This is a genomic window from Planococcus sp. APC 3900 (assembly GCF_030407735.1).
GTDB classification, from domain to species: domain Bacteria; phylum Bacillota; class Bacilli; order Bacillales_A; family Planococcaceae; genus Planococcus; species Planococcus notacanthi.
Map to the genome: position 1 here is coordinate 379,237 of NZ_JASDCT010000004.1, position 16,958 is coordinate 396,194.

Genomic DNA, 16,958 nt, shown 5'->3' on the forward strand with positions numbered 1-16,958 from the left:
GCAGAAAAAATTTCTGCTGCTAATTGAAGTTTTAATCAAGGAATTGTGTATCCGTCAATAAAGCGAAATCCGGTTGCTCTTTCAGGAACTTCAAGTCGAACGATGAATCGCCGAATGCTTGAATTTCTTCAGGTGCAAGAGCAGTATCAAAAATCATGTTTTCCCATGCACCGTCAATGATAGAGGCTTCGAGCTTTTGGCCGGTGATATCATCGATTGTGTTGATCGTGATCTCTTTTGCCTGATCCGGATTTTGTGCGATAAATTCTGTCGCTTCTTTATGTGCATCAACAATGCCTTGCACCATTTCAGGATTTTCCTCAATCAGTTTGCTTGAAGTCACCAAAACGGAAGCCGGCAAGGTCGTTCCGAATGAAATTTCATCCGGCTCAATAATCACTTTAGCGCCAGTTTTTTGCTTCAGTACAGAAGCCCAAGGTTCAGGAGCAACGGCAACATCGACTTTTTCAGTAGCGAACATCGCTTCATACTGAGCCGGGTTGCCAGTTTGGTGTAGCATTTCTCCGCCGATCCGGTTAGAAGTGATGCCATGCTCTTTCATGAAAGTTTCAAATTGCACATCGTGTGTGCAGCCGACGCGTGGCGTAATGAACGTCTTGCCTGCGAAATCTTCAACAGACTCAACGCCGCTGCCATTTCTGGCCATGACTACGGTACCGCCTGAAGCGCCGCCAGCAATCATGGTAACGTCTGCACCGTTCGTGTAGTTGTTCATCGCGGGGCCAGGTCCAACAAGGCCGGCATCAATATCTCCGGTTTTCAGTGCTGTCATAAAGTCGGCTCCATCAGCGAAAGTTACATATTCGACAGCTGTGCCGTCTTCCAGGTTCTTTTCATACATTTCCTGGTCTTTTGCAACCATTGCAGGAACGTGGTCCAGGTTAGGGAAATAGCCGATAGTGACAGAAGATGAGTCGTCGCCAGCTTCAGGTGAACCACAAGCTGCCAGCACGCCGACCATAGCGACAGGTGCAATAAGTGAAAAGATACGTTTCATAAGATGAGTTCCTCCTGTATAAAATAATTTTTTATTTAATAAAGTATTCGTGGCGAATATTCGTAAGGTCAATAGCTGAAAGTGCTTTTCCTGGTGAACATCTGTTAAATAAGTTTATGTTTCCAATCCCCAACGCTTGAGGACGTTTTTCTCGATTCGCTGGAATATCATCAGATCGACAATCGCGCCGACGACACCAATGATGATCATCACGCCGATGACCAGTGACATATTGCCGAAATCGGATGCATAGCGGAGCGTATATCCGAGTCCGGGACCGGAACTGAGAAGTTCTCCGGCCATCAATGCCCGCCAGGCGAAAGCCCAGGCAAGGCGTGCGCCTGTCACGAAATAAGGAACGGAAGCGGGAATGATCACTTTAATAAAAAGGTCCAGTCCGTTCGACCCCATTGTCCGTGCGGCTTTGATGAAAAGGGGATCGACGTTCTTGATGCCGGTTCGGACATTCAGAATCATCACGAACGTTCCGCCCAAGATGACGACGAAAATGATGGAACCTTCGCCAAGGCCGAACCACATCATTGCCAGAGGCAGCCAAACGATACTTGGTACACTTTGCAGAGCAAGCACCAATGTTCCAAGTGTTTCATCTGCTGTTTTCGAGCGTGCCAGCAGGATACCGATACCGGTTCCGATAATGACAGCTGCAGCCAAGCCGATCAACAATCTGCGGAAACTCGCAATCAGGTCGTAGACCAATGTCATATCGGCAAATCCGGCTACCAGCGAATCGTAAACGCTGACGGGGGAAGGAAGGATGGTTTCATGCCACAGTTCAAAGCGGGAACCGAGTTCCCAGAAGACAATGAGCGCGGCGAAGAAAATGATTCGTTTAACGGCCGGCTTCATATGCTTGCTCCTCGTCTATGACTTTATCGATTTCTGTTTTCAACAGCCCCATGATTTGTTCTTCCAAAGCAGCGATTTCCTGGCGGTGCTGTTCGCGGGGACGGGGAATATCAACGGTGATGTCGGTCAGAATAGTGCCGGGCCGTGTGCCCATGACGATGATGCGGTCCGACAATTTAATCGATTCGGAAATGCTATGGGTGACAAAGACAATGGTCTTTTTCGTATCAATCCAAATTTCTTCGAGCTGACCATGAAGGCGGCTTCTTGTTTGTTCATCCAAAGCGCCAAAAGGTTCGTCCATCAACAGGACAGCTGGGTCCATGGCTAACGAACGGGCAATGGATACCCGCTGCTGCATGCCTCCCGAAAGTTCGTGTGGATAATGGGAAGGATAGTTGCTGAGCTGCACCATTTTCAAGAAATGTTGGGCACGTTCCAGACCTTCTTTTTTGGACATTTCTTTGCGCAAAGGAAACATGACGTTTTCAGTTACATTCATCCATGGAAAGAGGGCAGCTTGCTGAAACACCATGCCCCGGTCTTTTCCAGGTTTGGTGACTTTCTTGCCATCCACAATAATATCCCCTGAAGTCGAGCTGACAAGCCCGGCAATCATCGACAACAAAGTGGACTTGCCACAGCCGGAAGGTCCGAGGATAGAGACAAATTCTCCTTTTTGGATCGATAAGTCGATATCTTTCAAAACCGTATTCGGTTTATTGTTTTTATCGTAATAAACTTTATTGATTTGCTTGGCTTCAATAAACAAAATAGATCACGGCAATAAAACCTACCTTTCCTATCGGATAATATTATTAAAGTATAGTAGAATGATAGGAATTGTCAAGATGAAAACGCTGAAAAAACAGTTTCTTTACTTTTTCAAATAATATAGCGATAGGGATAAGGATAAGTAGTTGCATCCATTTCTTCGATAACGTAGATTCATGCCAAAATTGAGAGCAAAAAAAACAGGCAGACCCAACTTGCAGGTCTGCCTGTTTAAATAAGAAAAGAGTCTGTGTTTTTATTCGCCGAACAGATTCATGCTCAAATACCGTTCGCCTGTATCAGGAGCGATGCACAATACTTTTTTGCCTGTGCCGAGGCGTTTGGCCAATTCAATGGCAGCGTAGATGGTAGCACCGGCAGAAGGGCCAACGAAAATTCCTTCTTCACGAGCCACTCTTTTAAAGATATCAATGGCATCTTCATCGTTGATGGCCATAATCTCGTCGTATACGTCCGTGTTTAAAATATCAGGAATGAAACCGGGGCTCGTACCCACTAGCAGGTGCTTGCCGGGTTTTCCGCCTGACAATACAGGCGATCCTTTTGGTTCTACAACCGCAATATACAGCTCCGGAAGATGCTCTTTCAAGGTTTCTCCAGTGCCTGTGATGGTGCCGCCAGTTCCAGCGGATGCCACAAACGCATCCAGTTTGCCATCCATCTGCTCGAGGATTTCCATCGCTGTTGTTGTGCGGTGGATATCAGGATTGGCTTTATTTTCGAATTGCTGCGGGATAAAGCTGTTTGGAATCTCTTTTTGCAGCTCCAGTGCTTTGCTGATTGCTCCAGGCATTTTGGCATCGCTAGGGGTCAACACCACCTCAGAACCAAATGCCTTCAATAGATTGATGCGTTCTTTTGTGGCATTATCCGGCAAGACCAGAATAGAGCGGTAGCCTTTTGCAGCAGCGACCATTGCCAAGCCGATGCCTGTATTGCCGCTGGTCGGTTCGATGATGGTAGCTCCTTCTTCAATCAAGCCTTCTTTTTCAGCCATTTCAATCATGTTGAAGGCAGCACGGTCTTTGACGCTTTTTGATGGATTGAACATTTCGAGTTTTACGTATACATCAGCCGCACCTTGGGGCACAATGCGGTTTAATTTTACAACCGGCGTATCGCCGATCAGTTCAATGATATTATTGTATGGTTTCATAGAGAAAACAACCTTTCTAAAATGATGGAATCAACAGCGTTTTCATTGGATCTATTGTTGAATAGGAAGGAATGTACGCGCTGAAGTTTTTCAGTTGACGAAGTTAAACCCAAACTTTATTGTACTAGTATAACGCATTTTTGTTAATCGTATTGGATTGGTCGGTTTAAAAGTGAGGAGAATGCTAAATGGAAAGAATACCGTTAATCGTCAGTACAGATTGGTTGGAACAACGATTGGATGATCCGAAACTGCGTATTGTGGATGCAACGACGTTCATGGACATTCCTGAAAATGGCGGACCGCCATCAGTTGAGTCAGGAAGAGCTTCTTATGATGAAGGACACATTCCAGGAGCGGTGTATGCGGACTTGTTGAATGAATTGTCGGACCCTGAATCATCGCTGCCATTTATGGCGCCTCCACATGAGCATTTTGTCAAAAAGATGACGGAACTGGGGGTAGGGGACGGGACATATACTGTCATCTACGACCAGGGCGCATTGGTGGAAAATCCAGTGGTGGCGGCTTATTGGGCGTCTAGACTGGCTTGGCAAATGCAGTATGAAGGATATGACAATATTGCGATTCTGGATGGCGGGTTGCCGAAATGGAAAGAAGAAGGCCGTCCGTTGACAGCTGTTCCCGGAAATTATTCGCCTGCAGTTTTTACCGGACAGCGTCGTCCGGAATTGATTGCGACAAAAGAAGATGTACGGCAAGCGATGGAGGATGACAATGTCGTCTTGATCAACAGCTTGTCTCCTGAAGATTTCAGAGGTGAAACAGATACTTACCCAAGAAAAGGGCATATACCCAACAGCGTCAATATCTTCTTCGGCATCCATGGCGACCAGCAAACGAAACAAGTGTATGCGGATTCGATTTTGCGGGAGCCATTCGAAAAAGTGGGCGCCTTGGATCCAGGTAAAAAAGTCATTACGTATTGCGGCGGCGGAATTGCGGCAACTTGGAATGCTTTATTGCTCAATAAGCTTGGGCAGAAAAATGTGGCTGTCTATGACGGTTCGATGAATGAATGGGCGAGCGATCCATCTTGTCCACTAGTAACTGGAAACTGAATGAAAACCCGCGCTGGCTTTGAAGGCAGCGCGGGTTTTTTTCATTTCACAAAATGCCAATCACTTCATCCTTCGGCCACAGCAACTCGGATATGCTGGAAGCTGTTGACGTCGAACAAGCCACAATCCGTCAGTTTCAGATGTGGAATGACCGGTAAAGACAGGAACGACAAGGTTAAAAAGGCATTAAATTCTGTACTAGCGCCAATCTTCAAGAGACTGTCGCCGATGGCTTTGAGTTGTTCATACACGATTTCATAAGGCTCTTCAGACATCAAGCCGGCAATGGCAAGAGGCAGGCTTGCCAACACTTTTCCATCCTGCACGACCACCAACCCGCCTGTTAAGTTTTGCAGGGCTTCAGCTGCAGCTTTGATGTCTTGGTCAGTTGTCCCGACTGCAATGATGTTATGAGAATCGTGTGCAACGGTAGTCGCAATGGCGCCATTTTTAAGGCCCAGCCCGTGGACAATGCCGAGGCCGATATTGCCGGTTGCTTTATGGCGTTCTATCACCGCAATTTTCAATAGATCCCTTTCTGTGTTTGAAATAAAATAGCCATCTATTACAGGTGTTTCAATTATCAAATGCTCGGTGATCAGGTTGTTGGGATTGATGCCGATAACATGGGCCTTGGAGCTGCTGCCCATTGGAATCTGGAAACTGTCATTGGATAATTCTGCTATGCGAACGGTATCCTTTACCGCTGATACATCGGTCTTTTCTTGAACCGGTCCCACATACTGTCCGTTTTGCGCCACCAATTGTCCGCCTTTATAGACCTCCGCAATCGCCAAATCTTCCAGATTATCGAGCAACAGAAAATCGGCATCGTAACCGGGAGCGATGGCGCCTTTACCGCGCAGTCCGAAACATTGCGCGGCATTGATGGTGGCCATCGAAATGGCAGTGATCGGATCGATTCCCTGTTTGATGGCAACCCGGACATTGTAATCGACACTGCCTTCTTCAATCAAATCATCCAAATGTTTGTCGTCGGTGCAAAACAAACAGCGGTGGGCATTTTTTTCTGTTACACCTTCAAGCAAAGCGTGAAGGTTTTTAGCGACGGACCCTTCACGGAGCATGACATACATCCCACGCTCTAAGCGGATGATCATTTCCTCTTTTGTGACACATTCATGATCTGTGAGAATTCCTGCAGTTCCGTAGACATTGATGTCATTTTCGCTGAGTCCGGCAGCATGTCCATCGATTTGTCGGCTTAGCATCAACTTATCCAGCATCGCATCATCTCCACGAAGGACAGCGGGAAAATCCATCACCTCTGCCAATCCCAATACCGCCTTATGATTCAAGAAAGGTTCCAGGTCTTCAGCGGAAAGTTTGGCCCCTGCATTTTCAAAAGAGGTGGATGGCACACAGGAGGGAAGCATCAATTTGATATCGAGCAATGGCGATTGCGCATCTTTCAGCATGAAATCCAGTCCCGCTGTCCCGCTGACATTAGCGATTTCGTGCGGATCGGTGATAACGGTAGTGACGCCGTGAGGCAAAACAACTTTCGAAAACTCCTGTGGTGTCACCATCGAAGATTCAATGTGAACATGTGCCTCAATCAAACCAGGTGCAATGAATTTGCCTGCTGCATCGATTTCCTGAAAGCCTTCATAGCCGCCGATGCCAACAATGGTATGCCCATTGATTGCAACATCGCCGGTAGTGAAGCTTTTTGTGAATACGTTGACGATAGTAGCATTGCGAATGACCAAATCAGCTTTTTGTTGTTTATTGGCAGCATCAATGCGGCTTTTCAATAATTTTTTATTCACTGGGATTCAAGCTCCTTTAAAGTGGTTTTGAATAATGCGCAAGCAATCAACTGGACAAGCCGAATCCCATAAATGAAGAGTTGAACTTTGCCTCATTTTACACGAGATGGGGGATAAGCTCTAGCGAAAAGCGGGAAGAATATGCTCAGGCATCCAAAGCGCGGAAGGGAAAAGTGAGCTCGCATAAAGAGGGCTTTTTAGCTGGAAAAGGTACAGCGGTTTTACTTGGAGCCTGAAAAAGTTATAATAAAGAAATTAGCTAAGTTTTAGAAAGAAGATGACAAGATGATGATTTCCCCAATGGCAAAATCGTTTGTAATCGGTTTAGCCGGTGCCGGGGTGTTTGTTCTGGCAGGAGCTCCAATGCCTTGGTTACTGGGCCCTTTGTTTGCCGTTTTGTTGATGCAATTATTGACGCCGGTGAAACTGGAATGGCATTCCCGTTTCCGCAACGGCGGATTGGTAGTGGCCGGTTATGTAATCGGTTTTGCTTTCACTTTAGAAGCCTTACAGGGAATGAAAGACTATTTTGGAGCTATGGTATTAATCAATATCGCCTTTTTTCTGCTGTTTCTATTCATCAGTGCATTGATGGCTTCGCGGACAAAAGTTGATCAGGCAACAGCAATGACTTGCTGTGTACCCGGTGGTTTATCGCAGATCATCACTTTTGCTGAAGAGCAGAAAGACATCGATTTGACGGCTGTCACGTTCTATCATATTCTTCGCGTCTTGATGATAGTTGCCATCGTACCGTTTATTGTGGCTAGCGGTGAACCGGCGTATGTGGAACAGTCGGGGCAAGGCAATTATTCCCTGCTGTTGCTTGGGTTGCTTATACTGTGTTACGGCGCAGGAATCTTGGCGCAGAAAGTCAAAGTGCCGACAGCTTTTTTGCTGGGTCCTGTTTTTCTAATCATGCTTTTCAATCTGGCAGGTATAGCGGTGCCGATCATGCCAAGCTCGTTGCTCCATATCGCGCAGCTGTTTATCGGCATTTATATTGGGCTTTTGTTGAAAAAAGAGGACTTGAAATTGACGAAGCGCATGATTTTCTATTCGTTTTTCTCAAGCGCTGTACTGATCGCTTTTGCTTATGGCCTCAGTTTTCTTTTGCAAGACCTTTACGGCCTCAGTTTTTCAACCAGCTTCTTAAGTGTGGTACCGGGCGGCCTTGACCAGATGGGGCTCATTGCAGCATCGGTCCATGCAGATGTAACCATCGTGACGGCGTTTCAGCTGTTTCGCATTTTGTTCTTATCCGTATTGATTGTGCCGTTTGTTAAAATAGTTGCGGCTCGAAACAAGAAACAGACAAGAGTAGCGGAAGAGAATATCGGATGATACAAAAAGGCAGCCCTGGACATATGAGTCCGGAGCTGCCTTTTATAGGGTTATTCGTTTGTTTCTTTATAAATGAAATAATCGAAATCGGCCGGTAGTTGCTGACCGGATAGATCCTGGCATTGCATGCCGACAAATGCGCCGGTGAAAAATCCTCCGCCTTGAATATAATCATCGGACAGCTTGGCGGACTCGAACTTGATCGGCAATGTCGTCCAGTTCTCGCCATCAAAAGAATAGGAGTACGTATAGGTTTTGGTTTTCACTTCTACACGCATGTAGACTGATTCGACATGTTCAGGGATGTTGATTTCTTCACCTTGCAGCGGCTGCGCGAAAGAAAAATTATCACATACCGTAAGATCCAGGATCCGTCCTTTTTCTTCGTGCCAGGAAATCTGCAATGCCGTCCAGTTTTCCGTATTGTAATAGTTCACAAGCCCAGCACCTTGCTGGAAAGTAGTTGGCTGGAAATCGACTTTTGTTTCAGCAATGAAATTGAAATGCTGCCAGCGTCTTGCTACAAAGGACTGCGTGAATTTGGAGGTCAGTGATTCACGCCCGTACAGGCGAAGGTGTCCAGGGTTGTCCGTTAAAGAGACGATTTCTTCACCAAGCGGAATGCGCAAGGTTTGAAAATGGCTGTTCAATTCTGCAGAATCGAAGTCGTCCTTTTCAGGAAAGTCTGCAGGCCATGGGACTTCTTCGATAGCCGGGCCTTCAATTTGAGCAGCGGGTTGGTTGCCGCCGACAACGTAGGGCCAATCATTTTTCCATTCCAGACGCTGGATGGCCGTTTCTCTGCCAAGCGGACAAAAGCCTCGCGGATCCAATAAAGCCTGGCCGTCCTGCGGTAAGGGCCGTCCAGTTAAGTGGACGAGAAACCATTCATCTGTATGTGTTTGGACCATGGAGGCGTGCCCGGCTTTTTGAAGAGGATTTCTTGGATATGGCCAAGAAGTAATCAATGGATTTTCCGGATGGACCTCATAAGGGCCGTCGATTTGACGCGAGCGGGCAATGGTTGCCTGATGATCGTATTTTGTTCCGCCTTCTGCAGTCAGCAGGTAATAATAGTCACCGATCTTATAAAGGTGAGGCGCTTCGGTCAGCTTGATATCCGTGCCTTTAAAGATGATTTTGGAATCGCCGACGAGCTTGCGCGTTGCAGGATCGAATTCCTGCAGGACAATGCCGTAAAAAGCATGGTGTCCAACGCGATGGTCCCAGTACATATTGACGAAATATTTTTTTCCGGATTCATCGTGGAAAAGGGAAGGATCGAATCCAGAACTGTTCAGATAAGAAGGCTCAGACCATTCGCCATCGATGGTTTCACAGGTCACCAAGTAATTATGGCAGTCTTTCCATTGCCCTTCAGTCACCTTCACATCCGTATAGATTAGCCAAAACTGGCCGTCGCTATAGGATAAAGCAGGTGCCCAAACGCCTCCTGAGTTTGGATTTCCGGACATGTTCAATTGGCTTAGGCGATTTAGTGGACGGGAAATCAAACGCCAGTTCTTTAAGTCTTTTGAGTGATAGATGCCGACTCCAGGAAACCACTCGAATGTAGAGACAGCAATGTAATAATCTTCCCCCACACGGCAAATTGATGGATCAGGGTTGAAACCGGTCAAAATCGGATTTTGGATTACGCTCATTCTTCTTCATCCTCCATTCAAATATGTAAGTGCTTACAAATTTTTAAATTTAACTTATATCCGATCATACCTTACTTAGTCTATTGAGTAAACTAAGTATTTGAAAAGTTGACTTAAAAAGATAAAAGGCGCTGCCCTATAAGTCTTTAAAAATAAAACAGCCGGAGAGAAAGAAAGCCTTTTTCTCCCGCTGTTATTTGATGGGGGAATACGTTTTCTGAGAACAGCTGGCTGATGGGAATGGAAGCGGCAGAAGCCGTGCCCGCGGAACGCGTCCGCCGCAATGGACATCTGCCGGGTCTTTCGGGAACGACAAAAGGGTTGTCACCAAAAGTCATTTTTCATGACCTTTTGGGACAGCCCCATAACCAACAACTCGGGTGTGCATTCTTAAACGTTCATGCTAATTTTCTGCTGAATACTGACACTGAGGAAGTTCTCGATAGAAAACGCGGAGGCCCCTAATGCGCTGGAAAACGTACTCAATTCAGAAAAACAGATAGTCAAATCATTCTGTTGGAACCACAGAGCCTGATTGGACACTCGCTCAGTCAATGTCTTATTGAGCCATTTGTAAGAAGAAGCCATTCGGTTGCCGATAATCACTTGCTGGGGGTTAAAGCTGTTGATGATATTATTGATGCCGACTCCAAGAAAATCACCTGCTTGTTCGAACAAAGCAATTACTTTTGGATCGCCTTGTTCGGCAAGGCTCAATAGGTCACTCAGCTCTAATTCTTTCTTTGTTGGAAGAGTCAACTGCATTTTTTCTGCAGCTGTCAACAACGCCTGTTCAGAAGCATACAATTCCCAGCATCCTTTATTTCCGCAACGGCAGGTAGGGCCATTTACTTGAATCGTCATATGCCCAAGTTCGCCTGAAAAGCCGTTTGAGCCTTTATACAATGATCCATTCAAGATTAGCCCGACACCTATGCCAATTCCTGCGCTTACATAAATGATATGCTCGGAATCTTTCCCTGCCCCGTATTTCTTTTCCCCGTATGCGCCAGCATTTGCTTCGTTTTCGATAATGACAGGGAGCTGATACTTGTTTTCCAAGATCAACTTTAAATTCAGGTTTTTCCATTTGAGGTTTGGGGCAAGCAGGATTTCGCCATGGTTGTCGACGATTCCCGGCACACCAACGCCGATTCCAACAATTCCATGAGGGCTTTCAGGGGCGGAAGCCATCAAGTAATCAATGGTATTGAAAAGTTGGTTTTCAATTTCTTCATACGAAAGGTTTTTAAAAGTGACTTCTTTTTCATGGCAAATCGTGCCGCTCAAATCTGTCAAAACGCCCAGCAGGTAATTGACTCCGATATCAATCCCGATAGAGTAGCCAGCTTTTTCATTGAAAAGCAGCATGACAGGACGCCTTCCGCCACTGGATTTGCCTGGACCGGATTCACAAATCAAATGGTCTTCCAGAAGATCATTTACTAAGGAAGACACTGTCCCTTTATTCAACCCGACTTCCTGGGCCACTGCTGCTCTGGAAATAGGTGAGTGGTTGATAATTTTTTTCAGTACAAGGGATTTGTTGCCTTCTTTGACTACTTGATGATTCCAGGTTTTATTTACTCTAGGATTCATGGCCATCAACTCCTTCTGCGCAATTTTTTTAACATGACGATATTCCCCAATCGCGTTGACGGCTACTTCTTCAGAGCGGCACAATAAAAATCAACAATTGAACACGGGAATGGAATTATAAGTTTTAACTATTTCTACTAACATTGTAACGTGATTTCTTTAATTAATGTGAAAAAGCTTACTCTCGCCTGTAGTTTATCATGAAAATAAAACTTTGTTTAGCCACTAGACTAACAAAAATAATTTTGCTACAATGAAACCGCATACAACAATCTGAAAATTGTTGTAATAACAAAATTTGCAAGGGGGAGAGAAATATGGGGAAGAAGAAAACGCTTACACTTCTATCGTCTGCTTTAGCTTTATCAATGTTATTGGCTGGTTGTTCAGATTCTGAAGAAGCAGGAGGATCATCGGGATCGGCTGAAAAAGAGATAAAATTCATGCATTTATGGCCTGAAGGCAGTTCAAAAAAACATTTTGATGTAGTAAACGAAATTATTGCTGAATACGAAGCTGAAAATGAAGGGGTTTCAGTGGATCTTGAAGTATTAAGCAACGAACAATATAAAGATAAACTAAGAGTTCTCTCTACGTCCGGAGATCTTCCAGATGTCGGCTTGACTTGGGCTGCCGGATTCTTGGAGCCTTACGTTGGCGGGAATATGTTTGCGCCACTGGATGATGTAATCGAAGAAGACTTGAGTGACGCTTTTGTACCAGGAACCACAGAAGCTTATGCAATGGATGGCGCAACTTACGGATTGCCATTGGAATTAAACATTGTGTCGCTGTATTACAATAAAGCAATGTTCGAAGAACAAGGCATTACGCCTCCTGAAACCTACGAAGAACTTGAGACGGCAGTGAAAGAGTTCAACGATGCTGGAATCCAGCCGATTGCTCTAGGGAACCGTGATTCATGGACAGGCTCGATGTGGTATATGTACCTGGCTGACCGAATTGGCGGCGCTGATGTTTTGAATAAAGCAATTGACCGTTCCGGATCTTTTGAAGATCCTGCATTGGTTGAAGCAGCTGCAAAAACACAGGAATTAGTTGATATGGATGCTTTCGTCAATGGCTTTAACGGCCTTGCAGATGAAGAAGCTAAATCCATGTTCATGAGTGGGCAAACACCGATGTATTTGATCGCCACTTGGGATCTTCCTAACTTCACAACCAATGAAAGTGTGCCACAGGAATTCAGAGATTCAATCGGCTATCTGAACTTCCCGACTGTTGATGGAGAAGGCGATACAAGCAGCTTTGTCGGTGGACCTGGAGTTGGATTATTTGTCGCTGAGGAATCAGAAGTAAAAGAAGAAGCAAAAGATTTCGCTTCATACTTTGTTAAAGCCTGGGGAGAAGAAGCAGTAACCAAAGCAGGCGTTATTCCTGCTACTAAAGTGGATGCTGGATCTTTAGATCTTCCAGAAATGTATGTAGATATCCTTGATGAATTGAATGGCGCAACGAACATTACATTGTTCGCAGATGTTCAGATGAGCCCGGATGTTGCTCAAGTGCACCTGGATTCAATTCAAGCCCTTTTCGGCAATGAAATAACGCCGGAAGAGTTCGCTAAAAATCATGAAGAAGCTCTGTCGAAAGAGTAATAAAGCTTCTTAAAAAAATCTAATTAAAAAGAGGGGACATATCCTAACTTGTGGAATGTCCCCTTCTATTTTCTAAGATGTGGGGTTGAATGGTATGAACAAAGTAATGTCCAATAAATTCTATATCGCTTTCTATATTGCACCGGCTCTTCTCCTGCTTCTGATCCTCGTTTTCATCCCCTTGGGTTTATCAGGGTATTATGGCTTGATGGATTGGGATGGCATAGGAGAAAAAACCTTTATCGGGTTAGAGAATTACATCCAAGGAATTCAAGACAAGCTTTTCTGGAACAGTGCCTTCCATTCGTTTTTACTGGCAATCTTTTCTACGTTAAGTTTGGTCATTTATTTGACGGTCTCCTTTATATTGGCTTCCAAAATTAAAGGAGCAGATTTGCTGCGCAAAATCTATTTGATTCCCATGCTGTTGTCTTCGGTTGCCATTGCACAACTATGGGTAAAAATCTACAATCCTTCCAATGGTATTCTAAACGTCTTCCTGATGAGCATCGGGGTGGAGAATCCGCCATTGTGGTTAGCGAATCCTTCTATTGTATTGTTTGCCATATTCGTTCCGATCCTATGGCAATATGCCGGCTTTTATATCTTGATCTATTATGCGGCATTAAAGAATATTCCCGAGTCGTTGATAGAGGCTGCCCGAATCGATGGGGCTTCTGCTTTCCAGATTGCGACACGCATTAAGTTGCCGCTGATCAAAGAAGTGGTCAGTGTGACAATTGTGTTAGCCATTGTGGGATCACTGAAATACTTCGATTTGATTTATGTAATGACTGCAGGCGGACCGAACGGAGCCAGTGAAGTTATGGCATCTTATATGTACAAACTCGCTTTCTCCAATTATAACTTTGGATACGGCAGTGCCATCGGCTTCCTGTTATTGATCATTACGTTGATCGTTACACTGATCATCCGCAAACTGACCGAAACCAAAGACAAGCTCGAATACTAAAGGAGGCATGAAAATGCGCCGCATTGGTTATTTCTTTCTTTACCTGGCTTTGATCATCGTTGGATTGTTTCAAATCCTGCCATTGATTTGGCTGTTCCTATTCTCATTAAAAGACAATAATGAAATTTTTGCGGGTTCTCCATTTGCTCTGCCATCAGAATTCAGATGGGAAAATTACGAGAAAGTCTGGAACGGCGGCATTGGAACCTATTTCTTCAACAGTGTTTGGATTACTGTGCTTGCCATCATTTTGACGGTCCTTTTTGCCAGCATGGCGGCTTTTGCAATTACGCGGTTAAAGTGGAAATTGAGCGGACTCGTGCTCGGCCTTTTCATGGTTGGCTTGATGATTCCGATTCATTCAGCCCTGATTCCGCTTTACAGCATGTTCTTGAGTGTGGATTTGATCGACAATCCGATATCGATTGTCATTACGTATACGGCATATAATTTGCCCATCACTTTAATGATCCTGTTAGGCTTCTACTACACTTTGCCTCACGAAATAGAAGAAGCTGCCATAATCGACGGTTGCTCCATTCACCGGATGTTTTTCCAAATCATCTTGCCGATGACATCACCGATTTTGGCGACAACTGTGGTCATTAACATGATCTATAACTGGAATGAGTTTGTATTTGTCAACACGTTCATCAGTTCAGAAAAGTATAAGACGTTGACAGTAGGTATCCAAAACTTTATCGGACAGTACATGACCGATTGGGGGGCGATTGGAGCGACGTTGGTCATCAGCGTACTGCCGATCATTGTGGCCTTTATCTTCTTCAGTAATAAAGTGGTTGAGGGGATTTCCTCGAGTGCAGTAAAAGGTTAAAGTGGGATAAATGAAAAAAAGCTTCACACCTTAAGGAAGAGATTCCTTTTGGTGTGAAGCTTTTTTATGGGTTTTTCCGAAGGCATACATCGCCATCCACGTGGTAAGAAAAGCATATAAGCTGCCGCCGAAAAGAAAGGCCAAAGCTGGAAACAACCTCATGATAAAGAATAATGGAACGAAGCATAGCACGATGACTGCAGTGGCTACTGGACTGACGAGCATAAGAAGAAAAGCATTTTTGATGACCTGGGGCACCTTGACATCAAAGTGCACAAAGGACGGGAACAGATAAAACAGAAAAAAAGTGAATAGCAAGATGAATGCAAAAAGCGGAACATACGTCCAATCCAATTGTTCATTCGGGCTTGTTTGGATGTAGAAGATATCCAACGCAATAAACAAAAGCAGTACATTGATAAAGACGCCAAGAAGATTGCTTTTCAGAAACTCTTTCTTATAGAATTCCCAGAAAGAGTTGAAAAGCTGAAGATCCGCATTGCCTTTCAGCCATTCACGGCAAATGGCAAACATGGAAGTAGTGGCAGGATAAAATCCGAGCAAGACCCCACCCAATAGGGTAAAGACAACCCATAGTAAATTCAAATAAGCGAAACGGGTGATCCATTCCAATGCCGTATAGATATAATTGCTTACAGTATTCATTAACAACCGCCTCTATCCTAAATTTCAATGATTTATAAAAGCATACCTCACGTGCCAAAAAAACTCATTTAAAAGCTTATAGAAACTTTGTTTAATCAATAGACAAACTAATTATAACTTGCTATAATCCTTAATGAAAGCCTTTTCACTAACAAGTCTAAATATTAGTACATATTCGTAGAACTAAAATTATATTGGAGGTATGGAACATGGCACATTTCACAGGAATTGAAAAGATAAAATTTGAAGGAGCAACTTCAAAAAATCCATTCGCTTTCAAATTCTACAACCCGGAAGAAAAAATCGGTGGAAAAACAATGGAGGAAACTCTTCGCTATGCAGTGTCTTATTGGCATACATTTACAATGGACGGTTCTGATCCATTCGGTGCCGGAAGTATGGTCCGTTCATGGGATCGTTTACAAGGGATGGACTTAGCAAAAGCGAGAGTTGAAGCTTCTTTTGAATTTTATGAAAAAATGGATGTACCATTTTTCTGCTTCCATGATGTTGACATTGCACCGGAAGGCAGCAATTTGAGAGAGTCCAATAAAAACTTGGACGAAATCGTTGGGATGATCAAAGATTACATGAAAGACAGCAAAGCGAAATTGCTGTGGAATACAGCTAACAACTTTACGCATCCACGCTTTGTTCACGGAGCAGCAACTTCAAGCCATGCAGATGTCTTTGCCTATTCTGCGGCAAAAGTGAAAAAAGGACTTGAAGTCGGTAAGGAGCTTGGCGCTGAAAACTACGTATTCTGGGGCGGCCGTGAAGGGTACGAAACGCTGTTGAATACCGATATGAAACTGGAGCTGGACAACTTGGGCCGCTTCTATCACATGGCTGCGGACTACGCGAAGGAAATCGGTTTTGATGCCCAATTCCTGATCGAACCAAAACCGAAAGAGCCTTCCACACATCAATATGATTATGATGTAGCGACAGCGCATGCTTTCTTGCAGAGCTATAACTTGGACGATAAATTCAAATTCAACATCGAGGCCAATCACGCGACGCTTGCTGGCCATACATTTGAACACGAACTTCATTATGCACGCATCAACAATATGCTGGGATCTGTCGATGCCAACCAGGGCGATCCGTTATTGGGCTGGGATACGGATGAGTTTCCGACTGATCTGTGGTCAACCACTTTGGCCATGTATGAAATCCTTCAAAATGGCGGACTTGGGCGCGGCGGCTTGAACTTTGATGCCAAAGTAAGAAGAGGATCATTTGAACAGGACGATTTGTTCCATGCGCACATTGCAGGAATGGACGCTTTTGCAGTCGGCTTGAAAGTCGCTCAGCAGCTGATTGACGATAAAGTGCTTGAAAATGTAGTCAGCAACCGCTACGAGACGTATACATCTGGCATTGGACTGGATATCGTCAATGGCAACACGGACTTCCACCAACTTGAAGATTATGCATTCGGCATTACCGATATCAAGCAAACGTCTGGACGCCTTGAACAAATCAAAGCGACAATCAACCAATACTTGCTGCAGGCTTTCGCGAAATAAGAAAGTTTCCAG

General features: G+C 44.7%; 14 protein-coding genes. 6 read left to right on the forward strand and 8 right to left on the reverse strand.

Annotation, left to right across the window (positions count from 1 at the left end; all coding sequences use genetic code 11):
* Window positions 1-31 precede the first annotated feature (31 nt).
* The 4 genes from QMA04_RS10845 to cysK all read right to left on the reverse strand — a co-directional run bounded on the left by QMA04_RS10845 (window position 32) and on the right by cysK (window position 3,839).
* The gene (locus tag QMA04_RS10845) at window positions 32-1,018 is read right to left on the reverse strand and encodes an ABC transporter substrate-binding protein (protein ID WP_191716132.1); all 987 of its coding nucleotides are present in this window, start codon (window positions 1,016-1,018) and stop codon (window positions 32-34) included.
* Window positions 1,019-1,132: 114 nt separating this feature from the next.
* Window positions 1,133-1,888, reverse strand: a complete 756-nt coding sequence (locus QMA04_RS10850) for an ABC transporter permease (RefSeq protein WP_290185724.1) — start codon at window positions 1,886-1,888, stop codon at window positions 1,133-1,135.
* Window positions 1,872-2,660 (reverse strand): ABC transporter ATP-binding protein, encoded by a 789-nt coding sequence (locus tag QMA04_RS10855; RefSeq protein WP_290185726.1) that lies wholly within the window; start codon window positions 2,658-2,660, stop codon window positions 1,872-1,874. Before QMA04_RS10855 ends, QMA04_RS10850 begins: the two co-directional genes overlap by 17 nt.
* A gap of 258 nt (window positions 2,661-2,918) precedes the next feature.
* Complete coding sequence (gene cysK / locus QMA04_RS10860; RefSeq protein WP_191716129.1) at window positions 2,919-3,839, reverse strand: cysteine synthase A; 921 nt, start codon at window positions 3,837-3,839, stop codon at window positions 2,919-2,921.
* A 188-nt stretch (window positions 3,840-4,027) separates the two neighbouring features.
* Here cysK and QMA04_RS10865 point away from each other — a divergent pair, with 188 nt between their 5' ends.
* Window positions 4,028-4,921: a sulfurtransferase gene (locus tag QMA04_RS10865; RefSeq protein WP_290185728.1), complete on the forward strand. Its 894-nt coding sequence runs from the start codon at window positions 4,028-4,030 to the stop codon at window positions 4,919-4,921.
* Between the two features lie 65 nt (window positions 4,922-4,986).
* Here QMA04_RS10865 and ade read toward each other — a convergent pair whose 3' ends face one another.
* Complete coding sequence (gene ade, locus QMA04_RS10870; RefSeq protein WP_290185729.1) at window positions 4,987-6,714, reverse strand: adenine deaminase; 1,728 nt, start codon at window positions 6,712-6,714, stop codon at window positions 4,987-4,989.
* 285 nt (window positions 6,715-6,999) lie between these two features.
* On the opposite strand from ade, the gene QMA04_RS10875 reads away from it, so the two are divergent.
* Window positions 7,000-8,058, forward strand: a complete 1,059-nt coding sequence (locus tag QMA04_RS10875) for an AbrB family transcriptional regulator (protein ID WP_290185730.1) — start codon at window positions 7,000-7,002, stop codon at window positions 8,056-8,058.
* Window positions 8,059-8,108: 50 nt separating this feature from the next.
* Here QMA04_RS10875 and QMA04_RS10880 read toward each other — a convergent pair whose 3' ends face one another.
* Window positions 8,109-9,722, reverse strand: a complete 1,614-nt coding sequence (locus QMA04_RS10880; RefSeq protein ID WP_290185731.1) for a glycoside hydrolase family 43 protein — start codon at window positions 9,720-9,722, stop codon at window positions 8,109-8,111.
* 390 nt (window positions 9,723-10,112) lie between these two features.
* A complete protein-coding gene (locus QMA04_RS10885) occupies window positions 10,113-11,321 on the reverse strand; it encodes an ROK family protein (RefSeq protein ID WP_290185733.1) in 1,209 nt (402 codons plus the stop codon).
* Window positions 11,322-11,638: 317 nt separating this feature from the next.
* Between QMA04_RS10885 and QMA04_RS10890 the strand changes: the two genes are divergently transcribed.
* From QMA04_RS10890 to QMA04_RS10900, 3 genes are all read left to right on the forward strand, one after another.
* The gene (locus QMA04_RS10890; protein ID WP_191716124.1) at window positions 11,639-12,940 is read left to right on the forward strand and encodes an extracellular solute-binding protein; all 1,302 of its coding nucleotides are present in this window, start codon (window positions 11,639-11,641) and stop codon (window positions 12,938-12,940) included.
* A gap of 94 nt (window positions 12,941-13,034) precedes the next feature.
* Window positions 13,035-13,913, forward strand: a complete 879-nt coding sequence (locus QMA04_RS10895) for a carbohydrate ABC transporter permease (protein WP_191716123.1) — start codon at window positions 13,035-13,037, stop codon at window positions 13,911-13,913.
* Between the two features lie 13 nt (window positions 13,914-13,926).
* A complete protein-coding gene (locus QMA04_RS10900) occupies window positions 13,927-14,748 on the forward strand; it encodes a carbohydrate ABC transporter permease (RefSeq protein WP_191716122.1) in 822 nt (273 codons plus the stop codon).
* 30 nt (window positions 14,749-14,778) lie between these two features.
* Here QMA04_RS10900 and QMA04_RS10905 read toward each other — a convergent pair whose 3' ends face one another.
* Window positions 14,779-15,414 (reverse strand): YesL family protein, encoded by a 636-nt coding sequence (locus QMA04_RS10905; protein ID WP_290185736.1) that lies wholly within the window; start codon window positions 15,412-15,414, stop codon window positions 14,779-14,781.
* A 209-nt stretch (window positions 15,415-15,623) separates the two neighbouring features.
* On the opposite strand from QMA04_RS10905, the gene xylA reads away from it, so the two are divergent.
* Window positions 15,624-16,946 carry a xylose isomerase gene (xylA, locus tag QMA04_RS10910; RefSeq protein ID WP_290185738.1) on the forward strand — a complete coding sequence of 441 codons (1,323 nt, stop codon included), beginning with the start codon at window positions 15,624-15,626 and terminating at the stop codon, window positions 16,944-16,946.
* The last annotated feature ends 12 nt before the right edge of the window (window positions 16,947-16,958 follow it).

Excerpts from the sequence above, each read along its gene's own strand:
- QMA04_RS10885 (WP_290185733.1), bottom strand. The coding sequence starts at position 11,321 with ATGAATCCTAGAGTAAATAAAACCTGGAATCATCAAGTAGTCAAAGAA.
- QMA04_RS10880 (WP_290185731.1), bottom strand. The coding sequence starts at position 9,722 with ATGAGCGTAATCCAAAATCCGATTTTGACCGGTTTCAACCCTGATCCA.
- QMA04_RS10850 (WP_290185724.1), bottom strand. The coding sequence starts at position 1,888 with ATGAAGCCGGCCGTTAAACGAATCATTTTCTTCGCCGCGCTCATTGTC.
- xylA (WP_290185738.1), top strand. The coding sequence starts at position 15,624 with ATGGCACATTTCACAGGAATTGAAAAGATAAAATTTGAAGGAGCAACT.
- QMA04_RS10905 (WP_290185736.1), bottom strand. The coding sequence starts at position 15,414 with ATGAATACTGTAAGCAATTATATCTATACGGCATTGGAATGGATCACC.
- QMA04_RS10895 (WP_191716123.1), top strand. The coding sequence starts at position 13,035 with ATGAACAAAGTAATGTCCAATAAATTCTATATCGCTTTCTATATTGCA.
- QMA04_RS10845 (WP_191716132.1), bottom strand. The coding sequence starts at position 1,018 with ATGAAACGTATCTTTTCACTTATTGCACCTGTCGCTATGGTCGGCGTG.
- cysK (WP_191716129.1), bottom strand. The coding sequence starts at position 3,839 with ATGAAACCATACAATAATATCATTGAACTGATCGGCGATACGCCGGTT.
- QMA04_RS10890 (WP_191716124.1), top strand. The coding sequence starts at position 11,639 with ATGGGGAAGAAGAAAACGCTTACACTTCTATCGTCTGCTTTAGCTTTA.
- QMA04_RS10900 (WP_191716122.1), top strand. The coding sequence starts at position 13,927 with ATGCGCCGCATTGGTTATTTCTTTCTTTACCTGGCTTTGATCATCGTT.
- QMA04_RS10865 (WP_290185728.1), top strand. The coding sequence starts at position 4,028 with ATGGAAAGAATACCGTTAATCGTCAGTACAGATTGGTTGGAACAACGA.
- QMA04_RS10875 (WP_290185730.1), top strand. The coding sequence starts at position 7,000 with ATGATGATTTCCCCAATGGCAAAATCGTTTGTAATCGGTTTAGCCGGT.